This is a genomic window from Bradyrhizobium sp. (assembly GCF_017881085.1).
In the GTDB taxonomy this organism is placed as follows: domain Bacteria; phylum Pseudomonadota; class Alphaproteobacteria; order Rhizobiales; family Xanthobacteraceae; genus Bradyrhizobium.
On the sequence record NZ_JADGRI010000083.1, the window covers coordinates 1 to 17,245 of the forward strand.

Genomic DNA, 17,245 nt, shown 5'->3' on the forward strand with positions numbered 1-17,245 from the left:
GATCACGACCAGCACGAGGCCGATCCAGAACTGCCAGTATTGCGGCGTGATGGTCGAAAACACTTCCTGCAGCATCCGGAACACCACGGCGCCGATCAGTCCGCCATAGAGATAGCCGGTGCCGCCGATCACCAGCACCAGCATCAGATCGGCCGAGCGCTCGAACGAGAATGCGTCGAGCGAAGCAAGCTGGGTGCTCTGGGTGAACAGCGCGCCGGCGATCCCGGCATAGAACGCCGCGATGGTGTAGATCGCGATCAGCCGCCGGTTGACGGGAATGCCGATCGCGGCGGCGCGCAGCGGATTGTTGCGGATGGCGCGCAGCGACAGGCCGAACGGCGAGTGCACGATCCGCCGCGCCAGCAGGAACAACAGGAACAGTACCGCAAGGCAGTAGAAGAAGCCGACCTTGCCGAACATGTCGAAGGCGAACAGGCCGAGGATCGGCTGCATCTCGATGCCCTGCAGCCCGTCGGTGCCGCCGGTAATGTCGGAAAAGCGTTCCGCCAGCGCCTCCAGCAATAATGCGATCCCGAGCGTCACCATCAGTCGGGTGAGGTCGGCGCCCCTGATGACCAGGAAAGAGGTGACGAAGCCGAGCGCCATCGCCACCAGGCCGGCCGCGATCAGCGCCAGCACCGGCTCGTTGATGACCCCGTGCAGGGACAACAGCCCCGCGGAATAGGCGCCGACGCCGAAGAACGCCGCATGGCCGAGCGAGACGATCCCGGCATAGCCCAGGATCAGGTCGAGCGAGAGCGCGAACAGCGCCAGCCGAACGATATCCGTCATGATCAGAAAGCGGGACGGAAACAGGAAGGCGCAAGCGAGCGCCAGGATCCAGAATACGATCTCGCTATAGTGCCAGCGTGCGTGCGCCCTGGCGTGAACTCCGACGTCGGCTTGCGCGGTCATGGCTTCTGGCTCAACGGGCAGCGGTGCGGCCGAACAGGCCGTTCGGGCGCCAGATCAGGATCACGATCATGATGGTGTAGATCACGAACGGCCCGATTTTCGGCACGTAATATTTGCCGGCGACGTCGCCGATGCCGAGCAGCAGCGACGCCAGGAACGGTCCGGTGATGCTGGAGGAGCCGCCGACCGTCACCACGATCAGAAAGTAGATCATGAATTTCAGCGGAAAATACGGATCGAGCCCCAGGATCTCCGCGCTCAACGCGCCGCCCAAACCGGCAAGGCCGCAGCCGAATGCGAAGGTGAATGCGAACACCTGCGGCACATTGATGCCCAACCCTGAGGCCGCGCGCGGGTCGTCCACCGCCGCCCGCAAGCGGCTGCCGAACCGCGTGCGCGCCAGAACCAGTTGCAGGCCCGCGGTCAACAGGCCGCAGATCACGATGATCATCAGCCGATAGCGGCCGATGCCGACGCCGAAGAAATCGATCTGCCCCTCGAGGGCTTGCGGAATCCTGATGAAGACCCGCGACGATCCCATGATGTAGTCGACCGCCGCCACCGACATGAAGACGAGGCCGACGCTGAACAAAACCTGGTCGAGGTGGCTGCGGTTATAGAGGTGACGGTAGAGCGAACGTTCCAGCACCGCGCCGATCAGCGCGCTCGCCACGAAGGCCAGCGGCAGGGCTGCAAAGAACGGCCAGCCGGATTGATTGACCAGCACCGCGCAGACATAGCCGCCGGTCATGGCGAAGGCGCCATGGGCGAGATTGACGAAGTTCATCAACCCGAGCGTAACCGCGAGCCCGCAGGCCAGCACGAACAGCAGCATGCCGTAGGCGACGCCGTCGAACAGGTTGGTGAACAGCGAGGTCATTTATGGATCTAACTCGTCATTCCCCGATGTGCAATTGCACATCTGAGGGCAGCGCGAAAGCGCTGAACCCGGAATCTTGCGCAACGCCATCGAGATTCTCCGATGTGCAATTGCACATCGGAGTCCGCTGGCTTCGCCAGCGCCCCGGAATGACGCCGAAGCCGGCGTCACTTCTTGGTCTTGCCGGCGTCCTTGACGGCCTCGAAGGTGGCGAATTCGACGTTGTAGAGTTCGCCGTCGACCTTCTCGACCTTGCGGATGTAGATGTTCTGCACGATGTCGCGGGTCTCCGGATCGATCGAGATCGGGCCGCGCGGGCTTTCCCACTTCATCCCCTTCATGGCCTCGATCAGCGCATCGCCGTCGGTCTTGCCGCCGGTCTTCTGCAGCGCTGCATAGATCAGGTGGATGCCGTCATAGCCGCTCACGGCCATAAAGCCCGGGCGCGAGCCGAAGGCCTTCTTGTAGGACGCGACGAACTCCTTGTTCATCGCGGAAGGGTGGGCCGCCGAATACAGATGCGCGGTGACGGTGCCGAGTGCCGCGTCGCCCATGCCGTTCAGGAGATCGTCGTCCATCACGTCGCCGGGGCCGATCACCTTGATCCCGGCCTTGTCGAGCCCGCGCTCGGCATATTGCTTCATGAAGTTGCCGCCCTGACCGGCCGGCACGAACACGAACATGGCGTCGGGCTTGGCATCCTTCATGCGCTGCAGGAACGGCGCGAAGTCGGGATTGGCCAGGGGAACCTTGACCTCTTCGACGATCTGGCCGCCGCCGGCGGTAAAATGCTCCTTGAAGAAATTCAGCGCGTCGTTGCCGGGCGCGTAGTCCGACGTCAGCGTCGCGACCTTCTTGATGCCGTTCTTGACGGCCCAGTCGCCGATGATGGTGGAGGACTGCGCCAGCGTAAAACTGGTGCGCACGATATAGGGCGATTTCTCGGTAATGATCGAGGTGCCCGCCGCCATCACGATTTCCGGAATCTTCGCCTGCGTCGCCAGCGGCGCTGCCGCCAGTGCCGCGGGGGTCACGCCGAAGCCGGCGATGAAGTTGACCTTGTCGTTGACGATCAGTTCCTGCGCGAGGCGCTTGGTGTTGTCGGGAACGGCCGCGTCGTCCTTCAGGATGATTTCGATCTTCCTGCCGGCGACGGTGTCGCCCTTCTGCTGCATGTACAGCTTGATCGCATTGTCGATCTGCTTGCCGGTCGAGGCCTGGCCGCCGGTCATCGGCAGGATCAGGCCGATCTTCACAGTCTCCTGCGCCTGCGCGGGCGCCCACGCGGCCACGCCTGCGATCGCAACGCCGGCCGCGGCCAGCGACAACATCCTAGTGCGCAAGATCTTCGTGCGAATGAACATGAACGCTCCTCCCTGATCGGTTTCGTGTCTGAACCGAGTCCCCGGCCCTGCCGTACCATAGCCCGGATTTCTCAGCCATGTGCCGGCACGGCATGACGTCTTATATCGGCGCGGCATGGCGTCTGAAGCGCGCGGCGATGTCAATCTCGACTATGGGCGCGACTTCGCCGTCCCGGTTTGGTCCGGGAATGTCAGGAATCCCGCCGGTTGAGGCGTGAACCGGTCGAGAAGTCCAGATTAAGGTATAATAGCACCTCCAACGTCGGAAGGACGCAATTTTACTCAATTAAGAGGTAGGCTCGCCCCGGGCTCCGATCGCCCCGAGTCGCCGCACAAGCCCCGCCGATGTCCAGCCGATCCCGCCATCTTGCTGTCCTCCTGCCGCTAGCGCTGCTGATTGCATGCGGCCTCGGCGGTTGCGGAACGATCAACGAAAAGCTCGCCGACGGAATGGGCGATTTTATCCCCCAGTGGCTCGGCGGTTTGCCGGCGGACGCGCCGCCGCGGCCCGGCACACCCCAATATGAAGAGTTCATGCGTGAGCGGGAGAAGAAACGCCTCGAACCGGCGGCGGCGCCCAAGGAGGAAGCCAGCCAGACGTCGGCCTCGGGACTGAGCCCGGTGCACTGAACGGCGCCGACGCACTTGCCTCAATCCATGAATACCACGGTCTTGCGGCCGTTGAGGATCACGCGGTCCGCCAGATGATAGCGAATCGCGCGCGCCAGCACGCGGCGTTCGATGTCGCGGCCCTTGCGGACGAGATCGTCAGGTGTGTCGCGATGGCTGATGCGCTCGACGTCCTGGTCGATGATCGGGCCTTCGTCGAGGTCGCTGGTGACGTAATGCGCGGTAGCGCCGATCAGCTTGACGCCGCGCTCATGCGCCTGATGGTAGGGCCGCGCGCCCTTGAAGCCCGGCAGGAACGAGTGATGGATATTGATGCAGCGGCCGGACAGCTTCGCCGACATTTCGTTTGACAGGATCTGCATGTAGCGCGCGAGCACCACGAGGTCGGTCTTGGTCTGACCGACCAGATTCCAGATCGCGGTCTCCTGCTCGCGCTTGGTCTCCTTGGTCACCGGCAGATGGTGAAACGGAATCTCGCCGAGATCGAGATTGCTGTAGGTCTCGCGCGGGTGGTTGGAGACGATCGCGGTCGGGATCATCTCGAGTTCCCCGGTACGCCAGCGATACAGGATATCGGCGAGGCAGTGATCGGATTTCGAGACCAGCAGCATCACCCGGCGGCGGGTGGCGCGGTCGCGCATCTGCCACTCCATGCCGAAGCGTTCGGCGATCGCCGCAAAGCCGGTTTGCAAAGCCTGCAGATTGACCGCGAGATCGGCGGCGGCGAATACCACCCGCATGAAGAAATGACCGGTCTCGACGTCGTTGAACTGCGCGGCGTCGAGAATGTTCTGCCCATTATGGGCCAGGAACGTCGAAACGGCCGAAACAATGCCGGGGCGATCCGGACAGGACAGGGTCAACACATATTGATGATCGGGCATGGACGGACTTGGCTGCTATTTGGGCGAGATGGAACCGCGATTGGCGGCCCTGCTCTATCACCGGCCGTGCCCTTGCGCCAATCCCGGGCGAGGCGTCATGATGAACAAACAACAGGCGATCCGGATGAGAGCAGGAGCATGGCTGACAGACTGAACGGCTACCGCATCCTGATCCTGGAAACGCGCGAGGAGGCGCAGTTTTCCCGCCTGCTCGCCGAGCAGGGCGCGGATGTGCTGCAATGTCCGATGTTCACCATCCACGACGCCCCCGATCCCGCCCCGATCGAGGCCTGGATCCGCCGTTTCATCGCCACACCGTTCGACGATCTGGTGCTGACGACCGGCGAAGGCCTGCGCCGCCTGATGAAGGTGGCGCGGCGTATCGACGTCGAGCGGGAGTTCGTCGCCGCGGTCGGCAAGGCACGAAAATTCGCCCGAGGCCCAAAACCCGGCCGGGCGCTACGCGAGATCGGGCTGGAGCCGCAGGTGACGACGGAGAAGCCGACCTCCGAAGGCATCGCCGAGATGCTGGCGCGGGTCGATCTCAAAGGACATCGCGTCGGCTTGCAGCTATATCCCGATAAGGATCACAGCGCGCTGATCGGCGCCATCACGGCGCAGGGCGCCGAGGTCGATACCGTCGCTCCCTACGTCTACGATGCGCAGGCAGCCGATACCAACATCGTCACCGCGATCGACGAGATGGCGCAGGGCCGCATCGACGCCATCGCGCTGACCAGTTCCGGCCAGGTCCGCCGCCTGATCGAGGTGGCGCAGGCGCACCATTGCGAAGACCGCCTGCGCGAGGCGCTGAAGCATACGCTGATCGCGTCAGTGGGGCCGGTGGTTTCCGACGAACTCAAATCGCACGGCCTGCGCACGGATATCTATCCGGCCAACGAGGCCTATTTCATGAAGCCGCTCATCTCGGCGATGGCGGCGGCGCTCGGCAAGACAACTCCGCGCAGCGCCGCGACGTCTTCGTGAATCGCGGCCGCGCGATTACTCCGCCGCCTGCCTCGACTCGTCGAGATACGCCCGATACGCCAGCCGCATGCCGTCTTCGAGCGAGGTACTGGCGCGCCAGCCGAGTTTGGCGAGCCGGCTGACGTCGAGCAGTTTGCGCGGCGTGCCGTCGGGCCGCGAGGGATCGAAGCTGATCGTACCGCTGTATCCGACGGTGCTCGCGACCACGCGGGCGAATTCGGCGATCGTGATATCCTCGCCGGTGCCAATATTGACCAGTTCGTCGGCGGAATAGGTCTTCATCAGGTGCACGCAGGCGTCGGCCATGTCGTCGACATAGAGAAATTCCCGCCGCGGCGTGCCGGTGCCCCAGACCACCACGTCCTTGACGCCGCCAACCTTGGCTTCGTGAAACCGTCGGATCAATGCTGCGACGACGTGGCTATACTCGGGATGATAATTGTCGCCCGGCCCGTACAAATTGGTCGGCATCACATTGATGAAGTCGGAGCCATACTGGCTGCGATAGGCCTCGACCATCTTGATGCCGGCGATCTTGGCGATCGCATAGGGCTCGTTGGTCGGCTCCAGCGGTCCGGTCAGCATCGAATCCTCGCGCAGCGGCTGCGGCGCGAGCTTCGGATAGATGCAGGACGAGCCGAGAAACATCAGCTTCTCGGCGCCGTTGAGATGAGCGGCGTGGATCACGTTGGTCGCGATGATCAGATTGTCGTAGATGAATTCGGCGCGCAGCGTGTTGTTGGCGACGATGCCGCCGACCTTCGCCGCCGCCAGAAACACGGCCTGCGGGCGCTTCGCCGCGAACCAGGCGGACACCGCGGCCTGATCGCGCAGATCGACCTCGCGGCGGCCGACCGTCAACAGTTCGACGCCTTCCCGCGCGAGCCTTCGCACCAGCGCACCGCCGACCATCCCGCGATGCCCGGCGACGAAGACCGTCTTGCCTTTCAGGTCAAACGGGGTCTTTGCCATTGGCCACCTCACGCCGCGCGATCGCCAGATCGCCCGCCACCATCTCCTTGACGAGCTGCGCAAAACTCGTCTTCGGCTGCCAGCCGAGCTTTTGCCGCGCCTTGCTGGAATCGCCGATCAGCAAATCGACTTCGGTCGGGCGGAAATAGGTCGGGTCGATGCGGACGACCGTCTTGCCGGACTTCTTGTCGACGCCGGCTTCGTCGACACCGTGGCCGCGCCACTCGATAACGCGGCCGACCTCGGCGAAGGCAAGCTCGACGAATTCGCGCACCGAGCGGGTCTCGCCGGTCGCCAGCACATAATCGCCGGGCTCGTCCGCCTGCATGATCCGGTACATGCCCTCGACATAGTCGCGGGCGTGGCCCCAGTCGCGCTTGGCCTCGAGGTTTCCGAGATAGAGCGTGTCTTCGAGGCCGGTCTCGATGCGGGCGACGCTGCGGGTGATCTTGCGCGTGACAAAAGTCTCGCCGCGGATCGGGCTTTCATGATTGAACAGGATGCCGTTGGAGGCAAAAATGCCGTAGGCCTCGCGGTAGTTCACCGTGATCCAGTAGCCGTAGAGCTTGGCGACGCCATAGGGCGAGCGCGGATAGAACGGCGTGGTTTCCTTCTGCGGGACTTCCTGGACCAGGCCATACAGTTCCGAGGTGGACGCCTGATAGAACCGCGTCTCCTTCTCCATGCCGAGAATCCGGATCGCTTCCAACAGCCTGAGCACGCCGATCGCGTCGGCGTTCGCCGTGTATTCCGGGCTTTCGAAACTGACGCCGACATGGCTTTGGGCCGCGAGGTTGTAGATCTCGGTCGGCCGGATCTGCTGCATCAGCCGGATCAGATTGGTCGAATCCGTCATGTCGCCGTAGTGCAGCAGGAACGGCACATCGCCGGCGTGCGGATCTGTGTAAAGATGATCGATACGCGCGGTGTTGAAGGAGGACGACCGCCGCTTGACGCCATGGACGATGTAGCCGAGGCCAAGCAGATATTCGGAGAGATACGCGCCATCCTGCCCGGTCACGCCGGTGAGGAGCGCTACGCGCCGCTTCGAATCCTGTGCAGCCATATTCTCTCCAACAGATCGCCGGGACTGCCGATAGGCAGTTCAACGCCGACAAACCACAGACATTGCGCTGGACCAGCCCGTGGCACATGGCCCCATGGGCTTAGCCCGGGCGGCCTAGACCCCTATCATGACCTTATTGCTCCAAGCAAATTGAGCCGGGGGCGCCCTTAAGCCCGTAAGGCAGCGGCTTGCGGATTTGGGAACCATGGCCCACAATCATCTCTCTCAGGGCCACGGGATTACTGAAATCTAGCCATTGCAGCGTCCGGACCCTCCGATAACACCTAAGAAAAGCAAACTCAGGGAGGAATGACATGCGTAAACTCATGATGGCTGCTGCCATGGCGCTGCCGATGTTCGGCGGCGCGGCGATGGCGCAGGAGACGCTCAAAATCGGCTATATCGACCCCTTGTCGGGCGGCGGCGCCAGCGTCGGGGAAGTCGGCCTCAAGACCTTCCAGTTTCTTGCCGAAGAGGTTAACGCCAAGGGCGGTATCCAGGGCAAGAAGGTCGAGATCGTACCGCTCGACAACAAGACCAATCCGCAGGAAAGCCTGATCCAGGCGCAGAAGGCGATCGACGCCGGCGTCCGCTTCCTCACCCAGGGCAACGGCTCATCGGTGGCCGGCGCGCTGTCCGACTTCGTGACCAAATACAACGAGCGCAATCCCGGCAAGGAAGTGCTGTATTTCAACTACGCCGCGGTCGATCCGGTCCTGACCAATGCGAAGTGCAGCTTCTGGCATTTCCGCTGGGACGCGAACTCCGACATCAAGATGGAGGCGCTGACGAATTACATGAAGACGGTGCCCGCGATCAAAAACGTCTATTTGATCAATCAGGACTACTCCTTCGGCGAATCCGTTCGCACCACTGCCAAGGCCATGCTGGCCGCCAAGCGGCCGGACATCAAGATCGTCGGCGACGAACTGCATCCGCTCCTGAAGATCACCGATTTCGCCCCCTACATCGCCAAGATCAAGGCGTCGGGCGCCGACACCGTGGTGACCGGCAACTGGGGCCAGGATTTCGCGCTGCTCTTGAAGGCATCTGCCGACGCCGGGCTGAAGGTGAACTGGTACACTTATTACGCCGGCGGCACCGGCGGCCCGACGGCGATCAAGCAGGCCAACCTCAATCATCAGGTGTTCCAGGTCGGCGAAGGCATCCCCAATCTCGATCACCCCTCCTCGCAGGAATTCGAGAAGGCGATCCGCGCCAAATACGACTTCAGCCTGTTCTATCCGCGCGCCGTCAACGAGATGCGCATGCTGGCCGCCGCGGCCGACAAGGCCAAGTCGATCGACCCGGTCAAGGTCGCCCAGGCACTCGAAGGCATGGAGTTCGAGGTGTTCGACGGCGGCAAGGGTGTCATGCGCAAGGACGATCACCAGTTCTTCCAGCCGATCTACATTTCCTCGCTCGGCGAGCGCACCGAGAAGGAGCCGTTCGACGAGGAAAAGACCGGCTGGGGCTGGAAACTGGTGGCGAAGATCGATACCCCCGCGACCGAACTTCCGACCACCTGCAAGATGGATCGGCCCTGACCGTTCGCATGCGTCGCCCGCCCCGAAGAAATTTCGGGACGGGCGCGTCACTTAATCCCGGCGGTGCGTCGTGCTTGAACTGATCGTGATATCCACGCTGAACGGCGTCCTGTTCGGCATGTTGCTGTTCCTGATGGCGAGCGGGCTAACCGTCATCTTCAGCATGCTGGGGGTGCTCAACTTCGCGCATGCGAGCTTCTACATGCTCGGCGCGTTCTTCGGTTTCCAGATCAGCCGCTGGCTGGGCTTCTGGCCGGCGCTGCTGATCGCGCCGCTGCTGGCGGGCGCGATCGGCGCCGGCGTCGAACGCTACGGCCTGCGCCGCGTGCACCGGAACGGCCACGTCGCGGAACTGCTGTTTACCTTTGGTCTGGCGTTCGTGATCGAGGAGGTGGTGCAGATCATCTGGGGCAAGAGCCCGGTCGATTTCCGCGTCCCGGCGCTGCTGGATTTCCCGGCCTTTACGATCTTCTCCACCAACTATCCCGCCTACAAGATGTTCATGCTGCTGGTATCGATCGCGATCTTCATCGGGCTGTTGATCGTGCTGAAGAAGACGCGGATCGGGCTGATCGTCCAGGCCGCGCTGACGCATCCGCACATGGTCGGCCATCTCGGCCACAATGTCGGGCGGATCTTCATGCTGGTGTTCGGCGTCGGCACCGCGCTTGCCGCGGTCGCCGGCGTGATCGCCGGCCCCGCGCTGGTGACGCAGTCGAACATGGCCGGCCTGCTCGGCCCGATCCTGTTCGTGGTTGTGGTTGTCGGCGGGCTGGGCTCGCTGCCCGGAGCCTTCGTCGCCTCACTGCTGATCGGCCTCGTGCAGACCTTCGCGGTCTCGATGAACGGCTCGCTCTCCGGCGCCTTCGGTCCGCTCAGTCCGGCCTATGCCTCGACCTGGCTCGCCGACATCTGGGGCGTCACCGTCGCGCAGATTGCGCCGATCATGCCCTATGTGCTGCTGGTGCTGATCCTGATCCTGCGCCCGATGGGCCTGCTTGGGACACGCGACACATGAGCGAGATCACCGTAAGCGCAGCCCCGCCGCTGCCGGCCGCCGCCGAAAAGTTCAAATTCTACGGATTGTGGCTGGCGGCCGCGATCGTGCTCCTGCTGCTGCCTAGAATATTCGGGTCGGGCGGTTCGCTGACCACGTTCAGCCTGATCGGCATCTCCATCATCTTCTCGCTGTCCTACAACATCCTGCTCGGCCAGACCGGCATGCTGTCGTTCGGGCATGCGGTGTATTACGGCCTCGGCGGCTTCCTGGTGATTCACGCCATCAACATCCTGAGCGCCAACAAGCTGCCGATCCCCCTGCCCGTCGTTCCCCTGATCGGCGGCCTGACCGGACTGGCGTTCGCCGCCCTGCTCGGCTGGGTCTCGACCCAGCGCTCCGGCACGGCATTCGCCATGATCTCGCTCGGCGTGGCCGAACTGATCGCCTCTTCCGCGCTGATCCTGAGAACGTTCTTCGGAGGCGAAGCCGGCATCTCCGCCAACCGGACCAAATTGCTGAAACTGTTCGGCTGGAATTTCGGCCCGCAAATCCAGATCTACTATCTGGTGGCGGCGTGGACGCTGATCGCCGTCATCGCGATGTATGCGCTGACCCGCACGCCGCTCGGGCGCATGTGCAACGCCGTGCGCGACAATCCCGAGCGCGTCCAGTTCGTCGGCTATAATCCGCATGTCGTGCGCTATCTCGCCTTCTGCTTTTCCGGATTCTTCGCCGGCATCGCCGGCGCGCTGGCGGCGATCAATTTCGAGATCGCCAACTCGGCCTATCTCGGCGCGGTGCAGTCGGGAACCGTACTGTTCGCCACCTATATCGGCGGCATCGGCTTCTTCATCGGCCCGATCGTCGGCGCGATCTTTGTGACGTTTCTGTCGCTCGGCCTCAGCGACCTGACGCAGGTGTGGCAGCTCTATTTCGGGCTGATCTTCATCGCGGTGGTGTTGTTCGCGCCGGGCGGTATCACCGGGCTCCTGATGATGCATCGCCCGCTGCTGAAGGCCGGGACCCTGAGCAGAATGCTGCCGAGCTACGCGATCGCCCTGTTGCCGACGCTGGCGATGATCGCCGGGGGGATCCTGTCGCTCGAAACCATCGTGCACTACACCGTCAACCCCGGTGACGATTCCCATATCAAGGCCTTCGGCGTCAGCTTCGATGCCGCGAGTCCGTATATATGGGCGATGGCGGCGATTCTCCTGATCGGTGGCTATCTGGTCGCGCGCAAGACCTGGACCTGGGTCGGGCATGCCTGGGACGACGCCACCAGCGTCGCGCGCGAAAAAGGGATCGCCCCATGACCGCCGCGATCGAACTGCGCCGGCTTGAAAAGAGCTTTGGCGAAGTCTCCATCATCCGCAATATCAGCCTGAGCGTCGCGCAAGGCGAACGCCACGCGCTGATCGGCCCCAACGGCGCCGGCAAATCGACGACCTTCAATTTGATCAGCGGCTACATGGCGCCGACTTCCGGCAACGTCCTGCTCCGCGGCGAGGTCATCTCCGGCCTGCCGCCCTACCAGATCAACCGCCGCGGCCTGTCGCGCAGCTTCCAGGTCACCAACGTGTTTGCCAATATGAGCGTGTGGGAAAACCTGCGCTGCGCGGTGCTGTGGTCGACCGGCCAGCGCTATGCGTTCTGGAAGAATATCGACAATCTGCCTGACGTGCGCGACCGCACCGCGCAAATCCTGACCGATATCAACCTGACGGCGCGTCGCGACGTTCCGGCGGGTCTTCTGACCTACGCCGAACAGCGGGCCCTGGAGATCGGCATCACGGTTGCCGGCGGCGCCGATGTCATCCTGCTCGACGAGCCGACCGCGGGGATGAGCCGCGCCGAGACCGAGCGCGCGGTCGCCTTGATCCGCCGCCTGACCGAAGGCCGCACGCTGCTGATCGTGGAACATGACATGAGCGTGGTGTTTGGCCTCGCCGACCGGATTTCGGTGCTGGTGTACGGCCAGATCATCGCCTCCGGCACACCCGAGGAGATTCGCGGCAACCCAAAAGTCCGCGAAGCCTATCTCGGCGAGGAGGCGGCATGATGCTGGAAGTCGCCGACCTGCACGCCTATTACGGCAAGAGCCACATCCTGCAGGGTGTCGACATGCACATCGACGCCGGCGAGGTGGTCAGCCTGCTCGGGCGCAACGGCGTCGGACGCTCCACCACCGTCAAGGCGATCATGGGCGAGGTGCCGCCGCAGGGCTCGATCAAGTTCAAGGGCAGCGACATCGCGGGATTGCCGAGCTACCGGATCGCGCATTTGGGCCTCGGCTACGTTCCGGAGCATCGCGACATTTTCCCCGGCCTGACGGTGCGGCAGAACCTGATGCTTGGCATCAAGGATACCAGACGCGCCGGCAAATGGCGGCTGGAGGACATGCTGGCGATGTTTCCCAACCTCGCCGCCCGCGCCGACACCTCGGCCGGCGTGCTGTCGGGCGGCGAGAAGCAGATGCTGACGATCTGCCGCACGCTGATGGGCGATCCCGAACTGATCATGATCGACGAACCCACCGAGGGGCTCGCCCCCCTGATCGTGCAGCAGGTCGGCGACCTCATCGCCGAAATTGCCCGGCGCGGCGTCGCCATCCTGCTGGTGGAGCAGAAACTCTCGATCGCGATGCGGATATCGCACCGCGTCTACGTCATGGGCCACGGCCGCATCGCATTCGAGGGCACACCTGCCGAACTCAGGGACAACGAGGCCGTGCGCAAGGAATGGCTGGAAGTCTAGATTTCGATCACTCGCCATAGCGGCGCAGGCGCTCGAGGTCGATGATGGTCACGCCGCCATACTCCAGCCTCAGCAAGCCTTCCTTCTCCAGTTTCTTCAGGCACTGGTTGGCATTTTGTCGCGAAATGCCTGACAGCGCACCGATTTCTTCCTGTGTGATCTCGAGGTGGCGCGTCAGGTCTGGATAGAGAATGGGATTGAACAAGGATGCAATGCCGCGGGCGAGCCGCGCCGTCGCATCCAGCGTCCGGCCATATTCGAGCAAGGCGATGAATTGCCCCAGGCGTTCGTTGAGCTGGCCGACCAGAAAGCGATTGAAGCCTACGCTGTTCTCGAACAGCCACATGAAGGTGCCGCGGTCCATCATGGCCAGACGGGTGTCGCGCAGGGCCACCACATCGTAGCGCCGGGCTTCGTTCTTGAGCACAGTGCCCTCGCCGAACCAGGCGCCCGCGGTCAGGCCGGTGAAGCTGGTCGCCTTGCCGCCGCGGGAGACGATGCCCATCCGGGCCAGACCGGTGACGATCCCGGTCCAGTAATCGAAGTGGTCGCCCCGCATGAAGATGAATTCATCGGCGCGGTAGGATCTCTCGACGATGCCGGCGCGCGCGACCTCGGTCTCCCGCTCATTCAGCTCACGCGACCAGACCGCGACGCGCTTCAAATAGTCCGCAGCTATCATGGCCCCTCTAGCGCCCGTCCCCAACCTCAGCCGCATCGTCCATGCTGCGCCGCAACAATCGCTTTGCCCGCGCCGCCCTCCCGGGGGAAGCGCAGGGTATGCCGGCTGGCGAAATTTGCCGGCGAATTGTCAGGCACAAGACATTTCAACGTACCGCTTTACCCTATTGAGGGCCATCTCGCGCCATGCGGCTCAAGGCCGGCAGAACGGGGATGACGGACGGAAGACAGGGTGCGGCGTTACCGCGCACTCGTTAGTGGAATGGCTTACCCGTGACGGCCGATATAAGGTCGCCACCGTGACGGCAAGTGACAGATAAAGAGCGCGCCAAGCGCCGTATCTCGGAGGAATGAGTGGCTCATACTTTGGAAGTGCGCGGGGTTTCGCTACGCTTCGGTGGCGTACGTGCGCTCACCGATGTCAGTTTTGGCGTGAACGACGGCGAACTGTTCTCGATCATCGGCCCCAACGGCGCCGGCAAGACCTCGATCATCAATTGCATTTCCGGCCGCTACCGGCCGACCGAAGGCCAGCTGTTCTATCGCGGGCAGGACATCACCGCGCTCAATCCCAACGCCCGGCCGCGGCTCGGCATCGGCCGCACCTTCCAGAATCTGGCGCTGTTCCAGCACATGAGCGTGCTCGACAACATCATGGTCGGGCGGCATCACCTTTTGAAGAACAATTTCATCACGGGATCGCTGTACTGGCTGACCGGCGCGCGGCGCGAGGAACTCGCGCATCGCCGCAAGGTCGAGGAGATCATCGATTTCCTCGATCTGCAGTCGGTGCGCAAGGCGACCGCCGGCACCCTGCCCTACGGCCTGCGCAAGCGCGTCGAACTCGCCCGCGCCATGGCGCTGGAGCCGCAGCTGATCCTGCTCGACGAGCCGATGGCCGGGATGAACTTCGAGGAAAAGGAGGATATGGCGCGCTACATCGTCGATCTCAACGAGGAGTTCGGCATGACCGTGATGATGATCGAGCACGACATGGGCGTGGTGATGGACATCTCCCACCGCGTCATGGTGCTGGATTTCGGCCGCAAGATCGCCGAAGGCGATCCCGCCGCGGTGCTGGCCGATCCCCACGTCAAGCGCGCCTATCTCGGCGAAGAGGACGAGGTGCTGGTCGATCCCGACGACAGACCCGCCGCCCCGGAGTGCGCGGCATGATGGACTACGCGGGCCGGGTCGAACAGGCCGATACGTACCCGAAACTGTTGCAGCTCAACGCCAGGGAGCATGGCGGCGAGATCGCTCTGCGCGAAAAGGATTTTGGCCTTTGGCGGGTGTTTACGTGGAACGACTATCAGGCTCGGGTGCACGACTTCGCGCTCGGCATGGTCGAACTCGGCCTCGGCCGCGGCGACGTCATCGGCATCATCGGCGACAACCGGCCGGACTGGGTCTCGGCAGAAATCGCCACCCATGCCATCGGCGCCATGAGCCTTGGTCTGTATCGCGACGTGCTGGATGAGGAAGCCGCCTATCTCCTGAACTATGGCGAGGCCAAGCTGGTGTTCGCCGAGGACGAAGAGCAGGTCGACAAGCTGTTGACGCTCGCCGACCGCGTGCCCAACCTCAAGCACATCGTCTATTCCGACCCGCGCGGCATGCGAAAATATGACGATGTCAGACTGATGGAAGCGGACAAGCTCGCAGCGTTGGGGCGCGACCGCGCCGCCCGCGAGCGCGGGCTCTACGACAGTCTGGTGGCCGCCACGAAAGGCGAGGACACAGCGATCCTCTGCACCACCTCCGGCACCACGGCGCATCCGAAGCTGGCGATGCTCGCAGCCGGCCGGGTGCTGCGGCACTGCGCGACCTATCTCGCCTTCGATCCCAAGGGACCGGACGACGAATACGTCTCGGTGCTGCCGCTGCCCTGGATCATGGAACAGGTCTATGTGCTCGGCAAAGGCCTGCTGTGCCGGATGAAGGTCAATTTCGTCGAGCAGGCCGACACCATGATGAACGATTTCCGCGAGATCGCGCCGACCTTCGTGCTGTTCGCACCGCGGGTCTGGGAATCGATCGCCGCCGATGTCCGCGCGGGTGTGATGGACTCCTCGCCGCTCAAGCAGAGCCTGTACGAGCTCGGCATGAAGACCGGCTTGTCCGCGCTGGCACACGGCAAGCATTCGACGCTCGCGGACCTGCTGCTGTTCCGCGCATTGCGCGACCGCCTCGGCTTCACGCGGCTGCGCTCGGCCGCGACCGGCGGCGCAGCCCTCGGCCCCGATACTTTCAAATTTTTCCAGGCCATGGGCGTGCCGCTGCGCACGCTGTACGGCCAGACCGAATTGTTGGGGGCCTACACGCTGCATCCGTTCGGCAAGGTCGATCCGGATACCACCGGCGTGCCGATGGCCGACGACATCGAAATCCGCATCGAGAACCCGGATATCCACGGCGTCGGCGAAATCGTGGTTCGCCATCCCAACATGTTCCTCGGCTACTACAAGAGCCCGGAGGCCTCCGCCGCCGACATGAAGGACGGCTGGATGCACTCCGGCGATGCCGGCTATTTCAACGACGACAAGCAGCTCGTGGTGATCGACCGCATCAAGGATCTCGCGGAGACCGCGCGCGGCGAACGCTTCTCGCCGCAATATCTCGAGAACAAGCTGAAATTCTCGCCCTACATCGCCGAGACCGTGGTGCTCGGCGCCGGCCGCGACGCGCTGGCGGCGATGATCTGCATCCGTTTCTCGATCATCTCCAAATGGGCGGAGAAGAAGCGGATCGCGTTCACCACCTATACCGACCTTGCTTCGCGCCCCGAAGTCTACGCGCTGCTGCAGCAGGAGGTCGAGGCGGTCAACGCCACGCTGCCGCCGGCGCAGCGCATCTCCCGCTTCCTCCTGCTCTACAAGGAACTCGACGCCGACGACGGCGAACTCACCCGCACAAGGAAAGTGCGCCGCAGCGTCATCAACGAGAAATACGCCGACATCATCGACGGCATCTATGGCGGCAAGCGCGAGATACCCGTCGACACGGTGATCCGCTTCCAGGACGGCACCACCCAGCGCATCCGGACCAAGCTGCGGGTCGTCGACCTCGCGCGCTCCGCGCCGCTCGCGGAGGCCGCGGAATGAACACCCAGTTCCTGATCCAGCTCCTGGTCAACGGCCTCGTGGTCGGCACGCTCTACGGCGTGGTCGCGATGTCGTTCGTGCTGATCTACAAGGCCACGCAGGTGGTGAACTTCGCGCAGGGCGAATTGCTGCTGGTCGGCGCCTGGGTGTGCTGGGCGCTATTGACCAAATATCAGGTGCCGTTCTGGGTCGGCATGCCGCTGACGCTGGTGTTCATGTTCGTATTCGGCATCGCGATCCAGATCGTGATCCTGCGCCCGATGATCGGCGAGCCGGTCATTTCGGTGATCATGGTCACGATCGGGCTGTCGACGGTGTTTCAGGCCGCGCTGAAATGGATTTTCGGCGTCAATCCGCAACCGTTCCCGCGGGTGTTCGAAAGCCAGTCCGTCAGCTTCCTGGGTCTGCAGATCCAGACCGTCTATGTCATGAGCCTCGTGGTATCGGTCGCGATGATG

Annotated in this window: 17 protein-coding genes; 10 read left to right on the forward strand and 7 right to left on the reverse strand. The window is 63.3% G+C overall.

Annotation, left to right across the window (positions count from 1 at the left end):
• From QZ213_RS10490 to QZ213_RS10500, 3 genes are all read right to left on the reverse strand, one after another.
• A partial coding sequence (locus tag QZ213_RS10490; protein ID WP_291685997.1) for a branched-chain amino acid ABC transporter permease occupies positions 1-915 on the reverse strand: 915 nt, incomplete at its 3' end.
• Positions 916-925: 10 nt separating this feature from the next.
• Positions 926-1,795 (reverse strand): branched-chain amino acid ABC transporter permease, encoded by an 870-nt coding sequence (locus QZ213_RS10495; RefSeq protein WP_291685998.1) that lies wholly within the window; start codon positions 1,793-1,795, stop codon positions 926-928.
• Positions 1,796-1,962: 167 nt separating this feature from the next.
• Positions 1,963-3,159: an ABC transporter substrate-binding protein gene (locus tag QZ213_RS10500; protein ID WP_291685999.1), complete on the reverse strand. Its 1,197-nt coding sequence runs from the start codon at positions 3,157-3,159 to the stop codon at positions 1,963-1,965.
• A gap of 345 nt (positions 3,160-3,504) precedes the next feature.
• Between QZ213_RS10500 and QZ213_RS10505 the strand changes: the two genes are divergently transcribed.
• Positions 3,505-3,789, forward strand: a complete 285-nt coding sequence (locus QZ213_RS10505) for a hypothetical protein (protein WP_291686000.1) — start codon at positions 3,505-3,507, stop codon at positions 3,787-3,789.
• Positions 3,790-3,809: 20 nt separating this feature from the next.
• Here QZ213_RS10505 and purU read toward each other — a convergent pair whose 3' ends face one another.
• Positions 3,810-4,673: a formyltetrahydrofolate deformylase gene (purU, locus tag QZ213_RS10510; RefSeq protein WP_291686001.1), complete on the reverse strand. Its 864-nt coding sequence runs from the start codon at positions 4,671-4,673 to the stop codon at positions 3,810-3,812.
• A gap of 138 nt (positions 4,674-4,811) precedes the next feature.
• Between purU and QZ213_RS10515 the strand changes: the two genes are divergently transcribed.
• A complete protein-coding gene (locus tag QZ213_RS10515) occupies positions 4,812-5,660 on the forward strand; it encodes a uroporphyrinogen-III synthase (RefSeq protein WP_291686002.1) in 849 nt (282 codons plus the stop codon).
• A gap of 15 nt (positions 5,661-5,675) precedes the next feature.
• On the opposite strand, the gene QZ213_RS10520 is transcribed toward QZ213_RS10515, so the two are convergent.
• Together QZ213_RS10520 and gmd are read right to left on the reverse strand one after the other, a co-directional pair.
• On the reverse strand, positions 5,676-6,632 hold the full coding sequence (locus QZ213_RS10520; protein WP_291686003.1) for a GDP-L-fucose synthase: 957 nt from the start codon (positions 6,630-6,632) through the stop codon (positions 5,676-5,678).
• Positions 6,613-7,698, reverse strand: a complete 1,086-nt coding sequence (gene gmd / locus QZ213_RS10525) for a GDP-mannose 4,6-dehydratase (protein WP_291686004.1) — start codon at positions 7,696-7,698, stop codon at positions 6,613-6,615. Before gmd ends, QZ213_RS10520 begins: the two co-directional genes overlap by 20 nt.
• 314 nt (positions 7,699-8,012) lie before the next feature.
• Between gmd and QZ213_RS10530 the strand changes: the two genes are divergently transcribed.
• From QZ213_RS10530 to QZ213_RS10550, 5 genes are all read left to right on the forward strand, one after another.
• Complete coding sequence (locus QZ213_RS10530; protein ID WP_291686005.1) at positions 8,013-9,245, forward strand: branched-chain amino acid ABC transporter substrate-binding protein; 1,233 nt, start codon at positions 8,013-8,015, stop codon at positions 9,243-9,245.
• Positions 9,246-9,315: 70 nt separating this feature from the next.
• Positions 9,316-10,263 (forward strand): branched-chain amino acid ABC transporter permease, encoded by a 948-nt coding sequence (locus QZ213_RS10535; RefSeq protein WP_291686006.1) that lies wholly within the window; start codon positions 9,316-9,318, stop codon positions 10,261-10,263.
• Entirely contained in the window at positions 10,260-11,561 is a 1,302-nt protein-coding gene (locus QZ213_RS10540) for a branched-chain amino acid ABC transporter permease (protein WP_291686007.1), read from the forward strand. Before QZ213_RS10535 ends, QZ213_RS10540 begins: the two co-directional genes overlap by 4 nt.
• Entirely contained in the window at positions 11,558-12,307 is a 750-nt protein-coding gene (locus tag QZ213_RS10545; protein WP_291686008.1) for an ABC transporter ATP-binding protein, read from the forward strand. The genes QZ213_RS10540 and QZ213_RS10545 overlap by 4 nt, the downstream gene beginning before the upstream one ends.
• Complete coding sequence (locus QZ213_RS10550) at positions 12,307-13,002, forward strand: ABC transporter ATP-binding protein (protein WP_291686013.1); 696 nt, start codon at positions 12,307-12,309, stop codon at positions 13,000-13,002. The genes QZ213_RS10545 and QZ213_RS10550 overlap by 1 nt, the downstream gene beginning before the upstream one ends.
• 7 nt (positions 13,003-13,009) lie before the next feature.
• Here the strand turns inward: QZ213_RS10550 and QZ213_RS10555 are convergent, their stop codons facing one another.
• A complete protein-coding gene (locus tag QZ213_RS10555; protein WP_291686009.1) occupies positions 13,010-13,684 on the reverse strand; it encodes a Crp/Fnr family transcriptional regulator in 675 nt (224 codons plus the stop codon).
• A gap of 353 nt (positions 13,685-14,037) precedes the next feature.
• Between QZ213_RS10555 and QZ213_RS10560 the strand changes: the two genes are divergently transcribed.
• From QZ213_RS10560 to QZ213_RS10570, 3 genes are all read left to right on the forward strand, one after another.
• Positions 14,038-14,859 carry an ABC transporter ATP-binding protein gene (locus tag QZ213_RS10560; protein WP_291686010.1) on the forward strand — a complete coding sequence of 274 codons (822 nt, stop codon included), beginning with the start codon at positions 14,038-14,040 and terminating at the stop codon, positions 14,857-14,859.
• Positions 14,856-16,787, forward strand: a complete 1,932-nt coding sequence (locus QZ213_RS10565; protein ID WP_291686011.1) for a long-chain fatty acid--CoA ligase — start codon at positions 14,856-14,858, stop codon at positions 16,785-16,787. The genes QZ213_RS10560 and QZ213_RS10565 overlap by 4 nt, the downstream gene beginning before the upstream one ends.
• Positions 16,784-17,245, forward strand: a 462-nt coding sequence (locus QZ213_RS10570) for a branched-chain amino acid ABC transporter permease (RefSeq protein WP_291686012.1), incomplete at its 3' end; no start/stop codon positions are given. The genes QZ213_RS10565 and QZ213_RS10570, both read left to right, overlap by 4 nt.